This window comes from Bacillus sp. LNXM12-1 (assembly GCF_003004375.1).
Classification (GTDB): Bacteria; Bacillota; Bacilli; order Bacillales; family Bacillaceae; genus Bacillus.
Map to the genome: position 1 here is coordinate 179888 of NZ_PVWX01000001.1, position 18245 is coordinate 198132.

An 18245-nucleotide genomic window follows, 5' to 3' on the forward strand; every position below is an offset into this window, starting at 1 on the left:
ATAATGTATGGAAATCGCCGCAATTTTATTTAGTTTATTTTTCGCTCTAAACATTGGCGCGAGTGGTGCAGCTGCTTCGATGGGCATCGCGTACGGGTCAGGTGCTATTCAAAAGCCTATCTATGCACTTAGCGTATGTGCAGTTGGGATTTTAGCAGGTTCAGTCATTGGCGGCGGTGAGGTCGTCAAAACGATTAGCTCTGGAATTATGCCTGAATCTGTCATTACACTTGAAATTGTTTGTATTATTATTGGTTCTGCTGCATTATCACTCTTTATAGCGAATCTGATGGCCATCCCTTTATCAACAAGTGAGGTCACAGTAGGTGCTGTCGTTGGAGTTGCAGTAGCGTATAAAGTATTGTATGTGAAATCCATTTTAGTCATTGTGTCATTTTGGGTCATCATTCCTATTGTTGCTTTTCTTTTTACATTCGTTGTAGTCAAAATCATCAGAATGTTCCCGAAACGAACTTTGTCAAAAAAAGGCACCATGATTTTATCGATCGTTTTGATCATCAGTGGATTTCTAGAAGCGTTTTCTGCTGGGATGAACAATGTCGCAAATGCTGTAGGCCCCCTTGTTGCTTCAGGCATTTTATCCGTTGGGCAAGGAACGCTTTACGGCGGACTTTTCGTTGCACTGGGTGCCCTTTTATTAGGAAGAAGAGTGCTTGAAACAAACGGAAAGAAAATCACCCGCTATCAAACAGGTGAAGGGATTTTGCTTTCGAGTACCGGTGCTGGACTTGTCATCGTCAGCTCTATTTTTGGGCTGCCAGTTCCACTTACCCAAATCACCTCCTCGTCTATCATTGGGCTTGGAATGGCAAAAGGCGGACCAAATATTTTTCATAAACATGTGGTGAAAAAAATGCTGAAAGTGTGGGTAGTGTCACCGTTTTTATCACTTAGCCTATCGTATTTGCTGGTGAGCCTTTTCTTAAAAGGAGACTATTATTCTATCTTTATCATGATGAGTGTACTGCTTGCCTCACTTGGTGCGCTGAGTCTGATGAAGGCAGTCAAAAATGAAAGCAGCTCGATTCATGAACAGGGCGGCGGGATTTAACGGCAAATCCGACTATTTACATCTAATAAATATGAACATTGAGAGGAAGATGAACAAATGAGTTTAACACCACATGGTGGCGTATTAATTAATCGAGTAAATGAAGAGTATGATCTCAGCACGGCTGCAAAGGAAATTGAACTAGATGCTATCTCCTTTGCAGACCTTGAACTCATAGCAATTGGCGGGTATAGTCCAATTGAAGGGTTTTTAACAAAAGCTGATTATGAAGCCGTTGTGAGCAGTATGCGGTTAGCAAGTGGTGTTGTTTGGTCTCTTCCTATTACACTGCCAGTGACAAAGGAAAAGGCAGCGGAGATCCATCAAGGTGATATTGTGCGTCTATCGTATAATGGAACTGTATATGGGGTGATTGAAGTAGAGGATCAATACACACCAGATAAGGAAAAAGAAGCGGTGAATGTATATAAAACTGATGACCGCAATCATCCAGGCGTGAAAAAATTATTTGAACGCGGTGACACTTACATTGGTGGTAAAATTACACTGACGAAACGCAGTGAAAAACCATTCCCTCAATTTACGTATGAGCCAGAAGAAACAAGACGGCATTTCAAAGAAAACGGCTGGAAAACCATTGTTGGTTTCCAAACGAGAAACCCTGTTCACCGTGCCCATGAATATATTCAAAAGACAGCACTTGAAACAGTCGATGGTTTGTTTTTAAATCCACTTGTCGGTGAAACAAAATCAGACGATATTCCGGCAGACGTGAGAATGAAAAGCTATCAAGTGTTATTGAACGGTTATTATCCAAAGGATCGCGTCTTTTTAGGTGTTTTTCCTGCGGCAATGCGTTATGCTGGACCAAAGGAAGCAATCTTTCACGCGCTTGTTCGAAAAAATTACGGCTGCACTCATTTTATTGTGGGAAGAGATCATGCGGGTGTTGGTGATTATTACGGCACATACGAGGCGCAGGAGTTATTTGAACAATTTACAAGTGAAGAAATTGGCATTACCCCGTTAAAATTTGAACATAGCTTCTACTGTAATACATGTGAAGCAATGGCAACACCAAAAACATGTCCTCACGATAAAAGCGAGCATGTCATTCTTTCAGGTACAAAGGTTCGAACGATGCTGAGAAACGGTGAATTACCGCCAAGCACGTTCAGCCGAAAAGAAGTTATTGAAACATTAATCGAAGGATTAAAAACGACGGTATCTTAATGGGAGGGTATGACATGAGCAATGAACATATCGTGTGGCATGATTCATCTATTACAAAAAAAGAATATCAACAGAAAAACAATCATACGAGCGGCATTATTTGGCTCACGGGTCTAAGTGGGTCAGGTAAATCAACGATCGCAAATGCAGCGGCCAGAGAGCTGTTTGAACAAGGCTATCAAGTCACCGTTCTTGATGGCGATAATGTAAGGCATGGACTGAATAAAGATTTAGGGTTTTCAGATGATGACAGAAAAGAGAACATTCGCCGCATCGGAGAAGTGGCAAAGTTATTTGTTGAACAAGGAACGATTGTCATCACGGCTTTTATTTCTCCATTTCAAGAAGACCGCCGCATTGTCAGACAGTTAGTTGAAGCGGGAGAATTTCACGAAGTGTTTGTGAAATGTGATCTGAACGTATGCGAAGAGCGTGATCCAAAGGGGTTATATAAAAAAGCCAGAAATGGCGAAATTCCATTCTTTACCGGAATTGATTCACCGTATGAAGAACCAGCTGCGCCTGAGCTCGTACTAGATACAGGTGAATTATCTCGTGAAGAGTCCAAACAGCGTCTTGTTGATTATGTAAAGGGAAGAGCGAAATAATCGCCTGATGGCAGGGGGAGAAAAGCACGATGGGGAAAGTATACATTGTGGGGGCTGGACCTGGGGATCCAGACTTAATTACATTAAAAGCCCATAAGGCAATACAGCAGGCAGATGTCATTTTATATGATCGCCTTGTCAATCAAGAAATACTCGCCCACGCCAAACCCGAGGCGGAATTAATCTATTGCGGCAAGCTGCCAAATCATCATACGATGAGACAGGAAGCCATCAATGAAGCCCTTGTGGCCCATGCAAAGGAAGGGAACGTTGTCGTTCGGCTGAAAGGCGGCGACCCCTTTGTATTCGGCCGAGGCGGTGAAGAAATCGAATGCTTAGCTGAGCACGGAATTCCGTATGAAGTCGTCCCTGGAATTACCTCTGGTATTGCAGCGGCCGCTTATGCAGGCATTCCCGTGACGCATCGTGAATTCAGCTCAAATGTCGCTTTTGTCACGGGTCACTATCAAAAGGATGAGCATTTTGAAGAAAAGTGGGAAGCGCTGGCTACAGGGATTGATACCCTTGTGATTTACATGGGCGTCAAAAACGTGAAAAGAGTGCAGCAGCTTCTTTTAAAAAATGGACGCGATCCTGAAACGCCAGCAGCGTTTATACACTGGGGAACCACGACGAGGCAAAAGACGACTTGCTGCACTGTGGCGACACTGTCTGAAACAGTTGAAAAAGAAGGCATCGAGCATCCAAGTTTAATTGTAGTTGGAGATGTCGTTCATTTTCACCAAAAACTGAGCTGGTTTGAACCCGCCTTAATCGAGAAATGAGAATGATAAAGAAAAGACACGTACATCGATCGTGTCTTTTCGTCTGATCAAAACAAGTAGAGGGAGGAGCCACATGAAACAAGCTGTACTTTATGTTGGGCATGGAAGCAGAGTAAAAGAAGCACAAGATAAAGCCATTTCTTTTATGAAAAGCTGTATGCCGTTAGTAGAAGCAGATATACAAGAAATTTGTTTTTTAGAACTGACAGCCCCTTCCATAGAAGAAGGATTTGAAGCCTGTGTGAAAAAAGGAGCTACACACATTGCGATCGTCCCGCTCCTCCTTTTAACTGCCATGCATGCCAAATCAGATATTCCAGTCGAGATTGAGAAAGTACAAAAGCGATATCCGCAAGTGAAGGTCACATACGGAAAACCAATCGGGGTCAATCAAGAAGTGACAAAAGCGGTTGCTGCAAGAATTGAAGAGGCAGGATATCAAGGCGGGAAAGCACGGATTCTTTTAATTGGCCGCGGAAGCTCTGACCCCGATGTGAAGCGGGATGTGTTTGGCATTGCGGACGATGTCAGGCGCCTGCTCCCTCTCGCAGAGGTCTTGCCATGTTTTATTACGGCATGTGAGCCAAATTACCGAGATGTTCTTGCGCAATTAACAGCAGATGATGATGCGCCTGTTTATCTCGTTCCTTACTTGTTGTTTACGGGTATTTTAATGAAAGAGATTGAAAATGAAGCGGCTCAGGCGAGAAAGAGGCTGAAAGATGTCCGGGTATGCCGGTATATTGGCTTTCATCCGCATGTAAAAGCGGCTTATATTGAACGCGTGCAAGAAACCATTTTAAACAAAGACGATGCGTTTCATTTCCAAGGAGAAAGCCATGCTTCCAGTCCATCTTGATTTAACCGATCAACAAGTGCTCATCGCCGGCGGTGGACGAATAGCCGCAAGAAGGGCAGAGGCGCTATGCATGGAGCCTTGCCATATAACCGTCGTGAGTCCTGACATTTCTAAAGAGATGGCACGTCTCATTGATACATACAACCTGAATTGGAAGGAAAAGAAAGTGGACGTGGAAGATTTAGAGGGTGCATTTTTCATTGTAGCTGCTACAAACGATCCAGCGGTAAATGAATGGATTGCACAAACAGCCCGGCCTCACCAGCTAGTGAATTGTGTGAGCCAATCAGAGCTTGGCAATGTGATCGTGCCAAAGGTGGTCAAAGCAGGGAAAGTGACGATTTCAGTCTCTACAAGCGGTGCGAGCCCAGCCCGGACAAAACAACTGGCTGCGGAAATTGAGGCGTTGCTAGAACAAGAGGATGTAGATGCACTTGACGCTCTCTATATCGAAAGAAAAAAACAACAAAGAAAAAGCCGATAAAATCTCTTTAAGGGATTTTATCGGCTTTTATTATTTTCGCAGCTTTAGGACCACATCTTCGTCAGGCGTGACAAATAATGTTTGCTGCTGATCATACGTCACAAATCCCGGCTTTGCTCCATTTGGTTTTTTCACATGCCGGATTTTCGTATAATCGACAGGAACGGAGCTCGACTCCTTTGCTTTCGAGAAGTAGGCAGCGATTTGAGCCGCTTCACGCAGCGTCTCTTCATCAGGTGCTTGATGACGGATGACGACATGTGATCCAGGAATATCCTTCGTGTGCAGCCAAATGTCGTCACGGGCAGCAGCCTTTGTGGTTAAATACTCGTTTTGTTTGTTGTTTTTTCCGACTAAAATCGGAATACCTTGAGACGATTCATACGTTTCAAGCTGAATGGCCGCCTGTTTTTTCTTTTTGGCGTTGCGCTTTTGTTTGGCGCGTAAATATTTTCCTTCAACAAGTTCTTCTCTCATTTCCTCTAAATCCTTCGGTGAGGCAGAGGATAGCTGCTGAATCAACTCTTCAAAATAAGCAATCTCTTCATGCGTCCGCTCAATTTGTTCATTGACCGCTTCTACTGCATTTTTTGCCTTTTGATATTTTGTGAAATACCCTTGCGCATTTTCAGAAGGGGTTTTGTTTGTTTTGAGCGGGATCGTGATCTCTCCGCCATCTTCATCGTAATAATTGATGACAGTCGCTTCTTTATCCCCTTTTTTGATGGCATATAAATTGGCTGTTAACAATTCGCCATAGAGCTGATATTTATGTGCATGTTGAGATTCTTCAAGAGTTCTTTTCAGTTTTTTGAGCTTGTTTTCATTTTTCTTTTTTTCATTTACGACAAACCGTTCAAGGTCAGACGCCTGCTGTTTAACTCTGTCTCTCTCAGCTTTTCCGAAATAAAAGCGGTCAAGCAGCTGGCTGAGAGAGTCGAATGTCTTCATCTCGCCATGGACATGCTGAAGTTCTAATAAATAGAAATATTCTTTCCCGTCTTTTCTTGTGAGCTGCGGGGTAAAGGAGTGCATGCGAATAAGCTGGAACATGTCGAGCAGTGTATTTGGAATCGTTTCCTGATTGACAAGACCGGCCCTGTGTACAGCTTCCTTTGCAAACAGCGGAGAAACCCCAGAGAATGTATCGACAATTTGATTTGCGATCTTTCCTTCTTGAAAGCGTAAATGCTTTAAAATATCATCCTTCGTCACTTCAAACGGATTCAATTTTTGCTGCGCAGGCGGCAGAAGGTATTCGTGACCAGGAAGTACCGTTCGATAGCTGTTCACAGATGGAGAAAGATGCTTTAGGCCATCGATGATCTGCTGCGTGTCATCTTCTACAAGAATCAAATTACTATGCCTTCCCATGATTTCAATGTAGAGCTTTCGAGTCTGTTCGTCGCCAATTTCATTGCGGCTTCGTACATGAAGTACGATCACCCGGTCAAATCCAATCTGTTCAAAACGTTCAATGAATCCGCCCTCAAGATGCTTTCTGAGGAGCATACAAAACATTGGAGGTTCGCTTGGATTGTCATATTGATGCTCTGTGAGCTGAATTCTAGCGTAGCTCGGATGAGCGGATAAAAGGAGCTTATGATTTTTTCCGTTTGCCCGGATATGAAAAATCAGCTCGTGCTTATATGGCTGATGAATTTTTGAAATTCTTCCGCCAGTTAATGTCTCTTGCAATTCATTTGTCATACCATATGTAAAAATGCCGTCAAATGACATGTTGGATACACCCTCTTCTTTCACACAAATCTACTGAAAGAACCTTCCGTTTCTCGTTCTTTAGGCAGTCTTATTATTATAGCATGATTTAGGACGAGTCTGAATAAACTGGCTTATAGAACACTGCATATGAGAGAGAACAAAAGAGGAGTGGACGAGGTCAAATGAATTGGCATGAACTGAACCAAACCGATTTATTAAAAACAATGAATACATCGATAGGTGACGGACTGTCAGAAAAAGATGTACAAAAACGGCTTGAAAAACACGGGCCAAATGAATTGCAGGAAGGGAAAAAGGCGTCGGCTCTGATCATTTTTTTAGCGCAATTTAAAGATTTTATGGTGTTAATTTTGCTTGCGGCAACGATCATTTCTGCTTTTTTAGGCGAATACATTGATGCTGTAGCAATTGTAGCCATTGTTCTGATTAATGGAGTGCTCGGCTTTTATCAAGAACGCCGCGCGGAAAAATCTCTTCAAGCGCTAAAGGAATTATCAACCCCGCATGTGTATGCTAGGAGAAATAATGAATGGGTCAAGATCCCGTCTAAACATCTCGTGCCAGGGGATATTGTGAAATTTTCGAGTGGAGACCGGATTGGGGCAGACATTAGATTACTAGAAACCAAAAGTTTAGAAATTGAAGAGTCCGCTCTCACTGGCGAGTCCATCCCTGCGGTCAAACACGCAAGTCCGCTTTCACGAGACCATGTCTCGCTTGGAGATTTGACGAACATGGCCTTTATGGGGACGCTTGTCACTAGAGGAAGCGGCGTGGGCGTTGTCATTGGTACAGGGATGAATACAGCGATGGGACAAATTGCCGGCATGCTGGATGCAGCAGGGAATATGGAAACACCGCTGCAAAGACGTCTCGAACAGCTGGGGAAAATCCTAATTGTTGCTGCTTTATTTTTAACGGTTCTCGTTGTTGTTCTTGGCGTTGTGCAAGGACATGATTTGTATCATATGTTCCTGGCGGGAGTATCTCTTGCGGTTGCTGCCATTCCTGAAGGACTGCCGGCGATTGTCACCGTCGCACTTTCCTTAGGAGTGCAGCGGATGATCAAACAAAAATCGATTGTCAGAAAGCTCCCGGCGGTGGAAACACTTGGCTGCGCGTCGATCATTTGCTCAGATAAAACAGGGACAATGACGCAAAATAAAATGACTGTGACACATGTATGGGCAGAGGGCAAAACGTGGAATATTTCTGGTACGGGCTATGAGCCATCTGGTGATTTCACCTTAAACGGAGAACTTGTCCATGTAGACAAACATCCAAGTCTGCAAAAGGTGTTATTATACGGGGCGCTTTGTAATACATCAACCATCGTTGAAAAAGATGGCGAAATGAGGCTTGATGGAGATCCGACAGAGGGGGCGCTTCTCACCGCAGCACGTAAAGCAGGGTTTACTGAGCAATTCATCGAAGCCGGATTTCACGTTGTAGAGGAGTTTCCTTTTGATTCAGAAAGAAAGATGATGTCAGTCGTCGTCGAAACGAATCAAAAAGAGCGGTATGTCATTGCAAAAGGTGCGCCGGATGTCCTGATGAACCGTTCAAGTCATATCATGCACGGCGGCCGCACAGCTTCTTTTTCAACCACTCACAGGCAAGAAACAGAGGCTGCGATTCAAGGCTTAGCAAGACAAGCGCTGAGAACGATTGCCATTGCGTATAAAAAAGTCGGTCTGACAGAAAAAATCAACTCTGTCCAGCAGGCTGAAACCGATTTGACATTTATCGGGTTAGAGGGCATGATCGATCCACCTCGTCCTGAAGTCAGACGAGCGGTTAAAGAGTGCAGGGATGCTGGCATAAAAACAGTCATGATTACAGGGGATCACGTGGAAACAGCCAAAGCGATTGCCAAAGACTTGAGCCTTTTACCAAAGCAAGGAAAGGTGCTCGACGGAAAAGCGCTGGATCAGATGAGTGACAAAGAGCTTGAGCAAACGGCTGAAAATGTATACGTCTTTGCACGGGTATCACCTGAGCATAAGCTGAGAATTGTGAAGGCCTATCAAAAAAATGGACATATTGTGGCGATGACAGGTGACGGGGTCAATGATGCGCCTGCGATTAAGCAAGCAGATATCGGCATCTCCATGGGCATCACTGGAACAGACGTAGCCAAAGAAGCATCTTCTCTTATTTTACTTGATGACAACTTTGCGACCATTAAATCCGCCATTAAAGAAGGCCGGAATATTTATGAAAACATTCGGAAGTTTGTCCGGTATTTGCTGGCATCCAATGTGGGAGAAATTTTGGTTATGCTGTTCGCGATGCTCCTAGCACTTCCGCTTCCTCTCGTTCCTATTCAAATTTTATGGGTCAACCTTGTCACAGATGGTCTTCCAGCGATGGCACTTGGCATGGATAAGCCAGAAGGCGATGTCATGAAGCGAAAGCCGAGGAACATGAAAGAGGGCATTTTTGCTAGAGGGCTCGGCTGGAAGGTTGTATCTAGAGGATTCCTCATCGGGCTTGCGACCCTTTTAGCATTTATGTTTGTGTATCACCGCGATCCAAACAACCTGCAATATGCACAGACTGTTGCATTTAGTACGCTTGTTTTGGCGCAGCTCATTCATGTATTTGACTGCCGCAGTGAACGGTCCATCTTTGAACGCAATCCATTCGGGAATCTTTACTTGATCGGTGCGGTTTTGTCATCACTTTTACTTATGTTTGTGGTCATTTATTATCCGCCGCTTCAGCCGATTTTCAAAACGGTGGCCATTGCACCAATTGATTGGCTGCTGATCATCGGTATGTCTGCACTGCCAACTTTTTTACTGGCAGGATCACTTTTGACAAGAAAAAAATAATTCGTTATGGTATAATTTTGAGGTAATAGTGTCTGCTATTACCTTTTTCATTTTATTAATATGAAAGAATTGGGTGTTTTGACATGATACGCAGTATGACGGGATTCGGCCAAGCGAGTAAAACGGATGGAGAACTGACAGTGTCAGTTGAGCTAAAATCGGTCAATCACCGTTTTAAAGAGGTTCATGCCCGTTTGCCGAGGCCGCTTTTATATTTCGAAGACACATTAAAAAAAATCATTCTTCGTCACGTGCAGCGCGGTAGAATTGAGCTGTTTGTCACGATTGAAGGCGGTAAACTAGCAAGCCGGTCCTTGCAGATCGACTGGCCGCTGCTTGATGAATACATGAAAGCCGCAAAAGACCTCGAGAAGCGCTATCACATTTCAGGCATTCAGCATGCACATGACTTACTGGGGCTGGAGCATGCCGTTCAAGTAGAAGAGTCGGCCAGCCGAAATGAGCAGTTAGAGCAATTGCTGATGGATGCTTGTGAAACGGCTGTCAAGGAGCTTTGCTTCATGAGAGAGCAGGAGGGGACATCACTTCAAAAAGACTGTGAGCTGAGGCTTTCTGAATTAGAGGCCTATACAGAAGAAATCAAAGTCTTTGCACCAGAGGTTGTGACTCAGTATAAAGACAGGCTCAATCAGCGATTGCAAGAATGGATCGGAGAGGCGCTTGACGAAAGCAGATTTACAACAGAGGCTGCCATCTTTGCTGACCGCTGTGACATTACAGAAGAGATTACGAGATTGAAAAGTCACTTTCAGCAGTTCCGGCAAATCTTGATACAAGGCGGTGCTGCCGGCAGAAAACTTGATTTTCTTGTACAGGAGCTCAACCGTGAAGTGAACACCATTGGCTCAAAAGCGAACCATCATCATTTAACAAAGCTGGTGGTTGAAATGAAAAGTGCTATTGAAAAAATAAAAGAACAAGTGCAAAATATAGAATAGTCATTGTGTATGCTGTTTACAGTACGTCTCTTTCGGCGAGACTAGAGACGTTTATATTACAGGGGGACGTTAGAAGATGACCATAAAGTTGATCAATATCGGATTTGGAAACATCATTTCAGCGAATCGGATGATTTCGATCGTCAGTCCAGAATCAGCACCGATTAAACGAATGATACAAGACGCAAGAGATCGAGGCATGCTCATAGATGCTACATACGGAAGAAGAACCCGTGCTGTTGTCATTATGGACAGTGACCATGTCATCTTATCTGCCGTTCAGCCTGAGACTGTCGCGCAAAGACTTTCTGTAAAAGAAGAAATCATAGATGAAGGGCAGGGGTAATACGCCATTATGAAAGAAAGAGGACTTTTAATCGTTCTCTCTGGACCTTCGGGAGTTGGAAAAGGAACGGTCAGACAAGCCATTTTCTCCCAGGAAGATACGAAATTTGAATACTCTATTTCTGTGACGACACGTAAACCGCGTGAAGGTGAAAGAAATGGTGTCGATTATTTCTTTAAATCCAGGGAAGAATTTGAACATATGATTGAAAACAAAAAGCTGTTAGAATGGGCAGAGTATGTCGGGAATTACTACGGCACGCCTGTTGACTATGTAGAACAGACATTAAGCGAAGGAAAAGATGTTTTCCTTGAAATCGAAGTGCAAGGTGCACTTCAAGTAAGAGAAGCATTCCCAGAAGGTCTTTTTATTTTCCTTGCACCGCCTAGTCTTTCGGAACTTCAAAACCGCATCATTACACGTGGTACAGAGTCTGAGGAGCTCATTCGCAATCGAATGGCTGCTGCAAAAGAAGAGATTGAAATGATGGATGCTTACGACTATGTCGTGGAAAACGATGATGTCGAGCTTGCTTGTGAAAGAATCAAAGCGATCGTCCTTGCAGAACACCTGCGCAGAGACAGAGTCGCACCAAGATATAAAAAAATGCTGGGGGTAGAATAAACTATGTTAGATCCTTCAATTGACTCATTGATGAACAAACTTGATTCAAAATATACACTTGTGACAGTGTCTGCACGCCGTGCACGTGAAATGCAGATCCACCAAGATCAGCAAATCGAAAATACAAAGTCTTACAAATTCGTAGGCAAAGCACTGGAAGAAATCGATGCCGGTCTTTTGACATTTGAAAAAGAGGATCAAGAATAACACATCGCTTCTGCTATGCAGATACGATACGTTCAAAAAAGTCAAAACTATGATTGGTTTTGACTTTTTTGAATTGTAGACGAATTTGTGAAAAAGGCCGTTAAGGGGGACAAACAAATGTTACAGTCAAAAAATATTTTGCTCGGCGTCAGCGGAGGAATCGCCGTATATAAAGCAGCTGCTCTTACTAGTAAACTCGTACAGGCGGGCGCAAATGTAAGAGTGATTATGACGGAATCTGCCCGTGAGTTTGTGTCTCCGCTTACCTTCCAAGCTCTGTCTCGACATGAGGTGTATGTGGATACATTTAAAGAAAACAATCCAAAAGTCATTGCGCATATTGACGTAGCTGACTGGGCCGATCTCATTCTTGTTGCCCCTGCAACAGCACATACGATTGGTAAAATGGCGGCAGGGCTTGCAGATGATATGCTCACGACGACCTTACTTGCTTCAACCGCTCCTGTATGGATCGCACCAGCAATGAATGTGCATATGTATGATCACCCGGCTGTAAAGCGGAACATTCGCACATTATATGAGGACGGCTACCGGTTTATTGAGCCGAGTGAAGGTTATTTAGCCTGCGGCTACATTGGAAAAGGGCGGTTAGAGGAGCCTGAAAAAATTGTTGAGCACATCCGTGCATTTTTTGAAGAGCCAAAAAGCTTACCGCTTTCAGGTAAAAAAGTCGTGGTGACAGCAGGTCCTACACGAGAAGTCATCGATCCTGTGCGTTTCTTTACAAATCGATCGTCAGGAAAAATGGGCTATGCGATTGCAGAGGCTGCGCAGCAAATGGGGGCTGATGTCACGCTCATTTCAGGACCTGTTTCTTTAACGGCACCTGACCATGTACATGTGGTGCACGTTGAATCGGCAGAGGACATGTATCAAGCCGTATTAGATGTGTACGAGGAAGCGGACCTTGTCATTAAATCAGCAGCGGTCGCCGACTATACCCCTGTGACATCATATCCTCATAAAATGAAAAAACAGGACGGCGCCTTAGAGATTGAATTCACCCGGACAAAAGATATTTTAAAAGAGCTGGGGAAAAGAAAAGAGCATCAAGTGCTTGTCGGTTTTGCAGCTGAAACGCAGGATGTAGAATATTACGCGAAAAAGAAAATCGAATCCAAGCATTTAGATATGATTGTGGCCAACAACGTCACAAAAGAAGGTGCAGGCTTTGGCACAGACACAAATGTAGCAGCAATCATCAAAGCAGATGGTACAACAAAAGAGCTGCCGATGATGAGCAAAAAAGACCTCGCTTTTGAAATCTTAAAGGAGGCAAAACAGCTGTTGCCAAAAGAGCGTGATCGAGCATGATTGCTGAAGTCATCGTGGATGTCACAACGAAAGCCATTGACCGGCCATTCGATTACCGTGTACCAGATCGATTCAAAGATCTCGTCAAAGCGGGAATGAGGGTGGTCGTTCCCTTTGGCCCAAGGAAGATTCAAGGGTTTGTGACAAAAGTCAAAGACGAAACAGACATAAAGACAGGAAACATCAAGGACATTGTCGATTTATTTGATTTATCACCTGTTCTGACAGATGAGCTATTGGAGCTTTCCCACTGGCTGACGGAAAAAACATTGTCCTATCACATTACGGCACTTCAATCGATGCTGCCTGCAGCCATGAAGGCGAAGTATGAAAAAGAAATTCAGGTGCTGTCAGATGAAGAACTTCCGCAGTCATTGAAAGAGCTTTTCGGTCAGCGAGATAGCATCCTTTACGCTGACATCCCGGCCGAACAACTAAAACAGATTCAAAAGCATGTCCAAAAAGGTCATCTAGAGGTAAGGTATCACGTCTCGCAAAAATCTGGAAAGAAAAAGGTGCGCATGCTCCATCTAGCTGTATCGAAAGATAAGCTTGAAGAAAAACAACAGCAGCTTAAGAAAAATGCGGTGAAACAAAAGGCACTGCTCTCCTTTTTGCTTCAAGCGAGTGAGACGACCTTTTTAGCGAAAGACTTGCAGCAGCAAACAGGCGCGAGTTCTCAAACGCTTAAAACCTTTATTCAAGAAGGGCTGCTAACAGAAAGCTATGAAGAGGTCTATCGTGATCCTTATCGTGACCGGGCGTTTACACCATCTGCTTCACTTGATCTCATGCCAGAACAAGCAGAAGCGGCAAAACATATTCATCAAGCAGTCAGTGATGACCGGCATGAAACCTTTCTGCTGCACGGGGTGACAGGAAGCGGTAAAACGGAAATATACTTGCAGACGATTGATCATGCCCTTCAAAAAGGAAAAGAAGCGATCGTCCTCGTTCCTGAAATCTCGTTAACCCCTCAAATGGTTCAGCGGTTTAAAGAACGGTTCGGCTCAAATGTGGCTGTACTTCACAGCGGCTTATCGACAGGGGAAAAATATGATGAATGGCGGAAAATCCACCGCAAGGAAGTCAAGCTTGTCGTGGGCGCGAGATCTGCTGTTTTCGCTCCATTTGAAAATCTAGGCATGATTATCATAGATGAAGAGCATGAATCTTCTTATAAACAAGAAGAAATGCCTCGTTATCATGCCAAGGATGTCGCCATTGAACGAGCCAGAAGGCATCGATGCCCAGTCGTTTTAGGCAGTGCAACCCCTTCACTTGAAACCTACGCGCGTGCGAAAAAAGGCGTGTTTACATTGCTGACGCTTAAACATCGCGTCAACCAGCAGCAGCTGCCGCACGTTTCGTTAATTGATATGAGAGAAGAATTGAGAAATGGCAACAGGTCCATGTTTTCAGAAGAATTAATGCTCAGATTAAAGGAAGTGCTTGAAAGAAAAGAACAAGCCGTCTTATTTCTGAATAAAAGGGGCTATTCATCCTTTGTGATGTGCCGTGATTGCGGATATGTGGAGCAATGTCCTCATTGCGAAATTTCTCTCACCTATCACCGCTATCAAAAACGGCTGAAATGCCATTATTGTGGGCACGAAGCACCGGTGCCTGCTGAATGTCCAGAATGCCATAGTGAGCATATTCGCTATTTTGGGACGGGTACGCAGCGTGTAGAAGAAGAGCTTACAAAAGTACTGCCTGAGGCAAGAGTGATCCGAATGGATGTAGATACAACGTCTCGTAAAGGTGCTCACGAAAAGCTCCTCACGTCTTTTGGCAATAAAGAAGCGGACATTTTGCTCGGGACGCAAATGATAGCAAAAGGGCTAGATTTCCCAGATGTCACACTTGTTGGTGTTCTCAGTGCGGATACGTCTCTTCATATTCCTGATTTTCGTTCAAGTGAAAAAACATTTCAGCTTCTCACGCAGGTCAGCGGCAGGGCAGGACGTCATGAAAAAGCGGGTTCTGTGATCATTCAATCGTATACGCCTTCTCACTATAGTATTGAATTAACGAAGCAGCATGACTATGAAGCCTTTTATGAACAGGAGATGCTGCATCGCCGCCACCAGTCCTATCCGCCGTATTACTATTTGGCAATGGTGACGGTATCACACGAGGAAGTGACGAAGGCAGCGCATGTCACTGATCAAATTGTCCAGTTCCTAAAAATGAACTGTGCACCGAATACAAGAATCCTTGGTCCGGCTGCATCACCAATCGCTAAGATCAAAGATAGATATCGATATCAATGCGTGATAAAATACAAAAGGGAAAATGAACTGGCAAGTTTACTACGGAAAATACAAGATCATTATCAAAAGGAAATGGAACAAAAACAATTGATGATTTCAATAGATATGAATCCATATATGATGATGTAAAACGGAGGGCTTTAAGTGGCAGTAAAACCAATAGTCATACATCCGGCAGAAGTACTTGAACAAAAGGCAGAGCCTGTTGATACGTTCGATAAAAAGCTCAAAAAACTGCTTGATGATATGTATGATACAATGCTTGAGCTAGATGGAGTCGGACTAGCAGCACCACAAATCGGCATTTCACAAAGAATGGCTGTTGTCGATATCGGAGAGGAACCTGGCAGAATTGATTTAGTGAATCCCGAGGTTCTTGAAGTGAAAGGAAGTCAAACAGATATTGAAGGCTGCCTGAGCTTTCCATCTTTATACGGCACAGTAGAAAGACCGAGCTATGTGAAGGTAAAAGCCTTTGATAAGAAAGGCAAACCATTTACAATAGAAGCAGAAGGATTTTTAGCAAGAGCCTTATTGCACGAAATTGATCATTTAGACGGTATATTATTCACGTCGAAAATCATTCAAACCTATACAGAAAAAGAACTTGCGGAAATGGAAGGGTGAAGAAAATGGCACGTATTGTATTTATGGGAACCCCTGATTTCTCAGTACCTGTGCTGCAAACACTCATAACAGAAGGATACGAAGTTGTCGGGGTCGTCACGCAGCCAGATCGCCCAAAAGGCAGAAAACGAGTACTCACACCGCCTCCTGTGAAAGTAGAAGCCTTAAAGCACGGCATTCCTGTACTGCAGCCTGAAAAGGTGCGTCTTGATGAAGAAATTGATAAAGTGCTTTCATTAAAGCCCGATTTAATTGTAACGGCGGCATTTGGACAAATTCTACCAAAACGATTACTGGATGAACCTCAGTTTGGCTGTATCAATGTTCATGCCTCACTGCTGCCAGAACTAAGAGGCGGCGCGCCGATCCATTATGCGATCCTTCAAGGTAAAAAGAAAACAGGCGTCACCATCATGTACATGGTGGAACGACTCGATGCAGGGGACATGATCAGTAAAGTAGAAGTAGAAATCGACGAATTAGACAATGTCGGTACATTACATGACAAATTAAGTGTAGCAGGCGCCGCATTGCTGAAAGATACTGTGCCAAATGTTCTGAGCGGATCTATTTCTCCAATTCCGCAAAATGAAGAAGCGGCAACGTACGCACCTAATATAAAGCGAGAGCAAGAAAGGTTAGACTGGACAAAGACCGGAGAAGAGCTTTACAACCAAGTTCGCGGCTTAAATCCATGGCCAGTTGCCTATACTGAATGGAACGGGGCTCATCTAAAAGTATGGGAAGCGAAAAAAGTTCCACTTCAAGTGCAAGAAGAACCTGGGAAAGTGATTGAGCTTCAAAAAGAAGGTCCGGTCATTGGAACTGGGAATAAGCAAGGCCTTTTATTAACAGGTGTGCAGCCAGCTGGTAAGAAAAAAATGAGCGGCGAAGACTTCTTAAGAGGCGCAAATATCGAAATTGGACAGAAATTAGGGTTAATGAATGAAGAAAAGTAATGTGAGAGAAGTAGCGCTGGACGCTTTAATCAAACTTGAACAAAACCAAGCTTACAGTAATTTGCTTTTGCAGTCAGTCATGAAAGACAAAGACTTGGCAGATCAGGACAAACCGCTCTTAACAGAGCTTGTGTACGGTACACTGCAAAATAAGCTGGCATTAGATTATATGCTGGCACCATTTGTGAAAAAACCGCAAAAGGTGGCTCCATGGGTCATGCAGCTTTTGCGAATGTCTCTTTATCAAATGGTCTACCTTGAAAAGATTCCAGACCGTGCAGCCATCCATGAAGCAGTTGAGCTAACGAAAAAGAGAGGGCACAAGGGCATTTCTTCACTTGTGAACGGCGTTCTTCGTTCCGTGCAAAGAGAAGGTGTTCCGGCTTTTGATGACATCAAAGATCCGGTCAAGCGGCTTTCAATTGAGACAAGCCACCCATTATGGCTTGTGCAGGAATGGGTTCAGTCGTACGGATTTGAAGCGGCAGAAAGCATGTGCCGCATTCATTTAGTACCGCCAAAGCAAACCCTCCGTGTCAATCGAATGAAAACCGGCCGCGCGGCATTGCAGCAAGAACTGCTGGATGCCGGAATCGAAACGGAGCTCGGCGACTTATCTGAAGATGCACTCAAGCTGATGAAAGGGTCCATCGTTTCAACCCCTTCTTTTCAAGAAGGCTATGTGACCATTCAAGATGAAAGCTCAATGCTTGTCGCAAGAGCACTAGACCCTCAGCCGGGAGAAACAGTGCTTGACGCCTGTGCGGCTCCAGGCGGAAAATCAACACATATCGCAGAGCGTATGAACGACGAAGGACAAATTGTTTCACTTGATTTACATGAACACAAAGTGAAACTCATCAAACAAGCAGCAAAACGCCTGAACCTTACTCAGATTGAGGCAAAAGCGCTTGATGCGAGGAAAGCGAAAGACTATTACAGCGAAGCTTCATTTGACCGTATTCTGATTGATGCGCCGTGTTCTGGTTTTGGCGTCATCAGACGAAAACCAGATATGAAATATACTAAGTCTCCAGAAGACTCAGCAAGGCTTGCTGCTATTCAGCAGGCAATCTTAAAAGAAGCAGCTCCGCTTTTAAAGCCTGGCGGATCCCTTGTATATAGTACATGTACAATGGACCCAACAGAAAATCAACAAGTGATTCATGCGTTTTTACAAGAACACCAAGACTTCGAACCCGATCTATCTCTTAATGAACGGCTGCCTGAGCAGGTTGCTCCGTTTGTTCAAAACGGAAGTGTACAAATTCTTCCTCATTATTTCGGAACAGATGGTTTCTTTATTTGCAGCATGAGAAAGAAGGGATAA

17 protein-coding genes are annotated in these 18245 nt (G+C 44.0%); 16 read left to right on the forward strand and 1 reads right to left on the reverse strand.

Features of this window, described 5'->3' with window-relative positions:
• Positions 1-7 precede the first annotated feature (7 nt).
• The 6 genes from cysP to C6Y07_RS00960 all read left to right on the forward strand — a co-directional run bounded on the left by cysP (position 8) and on the right by C6Y07_RS00960 (position 5002).
• A complete protein-coding gene (gene cysP, locus C6Y07_RS00935) occupies positions 8-1072 on the forward strand; it encodes a sulfate permease (RefSeq protein WP_066030931.1) in 1065 nt (354 codons plus the stop codon).
• A 57-nt stretch (positions 1073-1129) separates the two neighbouring features.
• Positions 1130-2266 (forward strand): sulfate adenylyltransferase, encoded by a 1137-nt coding sequence (gene sat / locus C6Y07_RS00940; protein ID WP_066030930.1) that lies wholly within the window; start codon positions 1130-1132, stop codon positions 2264-2266.
• A gap of 14 nt (positions 2267-2280) precedes the next feature.
• Positions 2281-2874, forward strand: a complete 594-nt coding sequence (gene cysC, locus C6Y07_RS00945; protein ID WP_034662471.1) for an adenylyl-sulfate kinase — start codon at positions 2281-2283, stop codon at positions 2872-2874.
• Between the two features lie 29 nt (positions 2875-2903).
• Positions 2904-3659 (forward strand): uroporphyrinogen-III C-methyltransferase, encoded by a 756-nt coding sequence (gene cobA, locus C6Y07_RS00950; protein WP_034662468.1) that lies wholly within the window; start codon positions 2904-2906, stop codon positions 3657-3659.
• Positions 3660-3732: 73 nt separating this feature from the next.
• Positions 3733-4518 carry a sirohydrochlorin chelatase gene (locus C6Y07_RS00955; RefSeq protein WP_106030823.1) on the forward strand — a complete coding sequence of 262 codons (786 nt, stop codon included), beginning with the start codon at positions 3733-3735 and terminating at the stop codon, positions 4516-4518.
• Positions 4499-5002 (forward strand): precorrin-2 dehydrogenase/sirohydrochlorin ferrochelatase family protein, encoded by a 504-nt coding sequence (locus C6Y07_RS00960; protein ID WP_060596216.1) that lies wholly within the window; start codon positions 4499-4501, stop codon positions 5000-5002. Before C6Y07_RS00955 ends, C6Y07_RS00960 begins: the two co-directional genes overlap by 20 nt.
• Positions 5003-5032: 30 nt before the next feature.
• Here C6Y07_RS00960 and C6Y07_RS00965 read toward each other — a convergent pair whose 3' ends face one another.
• Positions 5033-6742 carry an Rqc2 family fibronectin-binding protein gene (locus tag C6Y07_RS00965; protein WP_106072244.1) on the reverse strand — a complete coding sequence of 570 codons (1710 nt, stop codon included), beginning with the start codon at positions 6740-6742 and terminating at the stop codon, positions 5033-5035.
• A 164-nt stretch (positions 6743-6906) separates the two neighbouring features.
• Here C6Y07_RS00965 and C6Y07_RS00970 point away from each other — a divergent pair, with 164 nt between their 5' ends.
• The 10 genes from C6Y07_RS00970 to rsmB all read left to right on the forward strand — a co-directional run bounded on the left by C6Y07_RS00970 (position 6907) and on the right by rsmB (position 18245).
• Complete coding sequence (locus C6Y07_RS00970) at positions 6907-9582, forward strand: calcium-translocating P-type ATPase, SERCA-type (protein WP_106047779.1); 2676 nt, start codon at positions 6907-6909, stop codon at positions 9580-9582.
• Positions 9583-9665: 83 nt separating this feature from the next.
• A complete protein-coding gene (locus tag C6Y07_RS00975) occupies positions 9666-10541 on the forward strand; it encodes a YicC/YloC family endoribonuclease (protein WP_106156137.1) in 876 nt (291 codons plus the stop codon).
• Positions 10542-10617: 76 nt separating this feature from the next.
• Positions 10618-10887 carry an extracellular matrix/biofilm regulator RemA gene (gene remA / locus C6Y07_RS00980; protein WP_008344898.1) on the forward strand — a complete coding sequence of 90 codons (270 nt, stop codon included), beginning with the start codon at positions 10618-10620 and terminating at the stop codon, positions 10885-10887.
• Positions 10888-10896: 9 nt separating this feature from the next.
• Positions 10897-11511, forward strand: a complete 615-nt coding sequence (gmk, locus tag C6Y07_RS00985) for a guanylate kinase (protein ID WP_003212381.1) — start codon at positions 10897-10899, stop codon at positions 11509-11511.
• 3 nt (positions 11512-11514) lie between these two features.
• Positions 11515-11718 (forward strand): DNA-directed RNA polymerase subunit omega, encoded by a 204-nt coding sequence (rpoZ, locus tag C6Y07_RS00990; protein WP_003211647.1) that lies wholly within the window; start codon positions 11515-11517, stop codon positions 11716-11718.
• A gap of 117 nt (positions 11719-11835) precedes the next feature.
• The gene (coaBC, locus tag C6Y07_RS00995) at positions 11836-13053 is read left to right on the forward strand and encodes a bifunctional phosphopantothenoylcysteine decarboxylase/phosphopantothenate--cysteine ligase CoaBC (RefSeq protein WP_060596219.1); all 1218 of its coding nucleotides are present in this window, start codon (positions 11836-11838) and stop codon (positions 13051-13053) included.
• Entirely contained in the window at positions 13050-15458 is a 2409-nt protein-coding gene (gene priA / locus C6Y07_RS01000; protein WP_060596220.1) for a primosomal protein N', read from the forward strand. The genes coaBC and priA overlap by 4 nt, the downstream gene beginning before the upstream one ends.
• A 15-nt stretch (positions 15459-15473) precedes the next feature.
• Positions 15474-15956 (forward strand): peptide deformylase, encoded by a 483-nt coding sequence (gene def, locus C6Y07_RS01005; protein WP_034662448.1) that lies wholly within the window; start codon positions 15474-15476, stop codon positions 15954-15956.
• 5 nt (positions 15957-15961) lie between these two features.
• Positions 15962-16915: a methionyl-tRNA formyltransferase gene (fmt, locus tag C6Y07_RS01010; RefSeq protein WP_060596221.1), complete on the forward strand. Its 954-nt coding sequence runs from the start codon at positions 15962-15964 to the stop codon at positions 16913-16915.
• Entirely contained in the window at positions 16902-18245 is a 1344-nt protein-coding gene (rsmB, locus tag C6Y07_RS01015) for a 16S rRNA (cytosine(967)-C(5))-methyltransferase RsmB (protein WP_060596222.1), read from the forward strand. Before fmt ends, rsmB begins: the two co-directional genes overlap by 14 nt.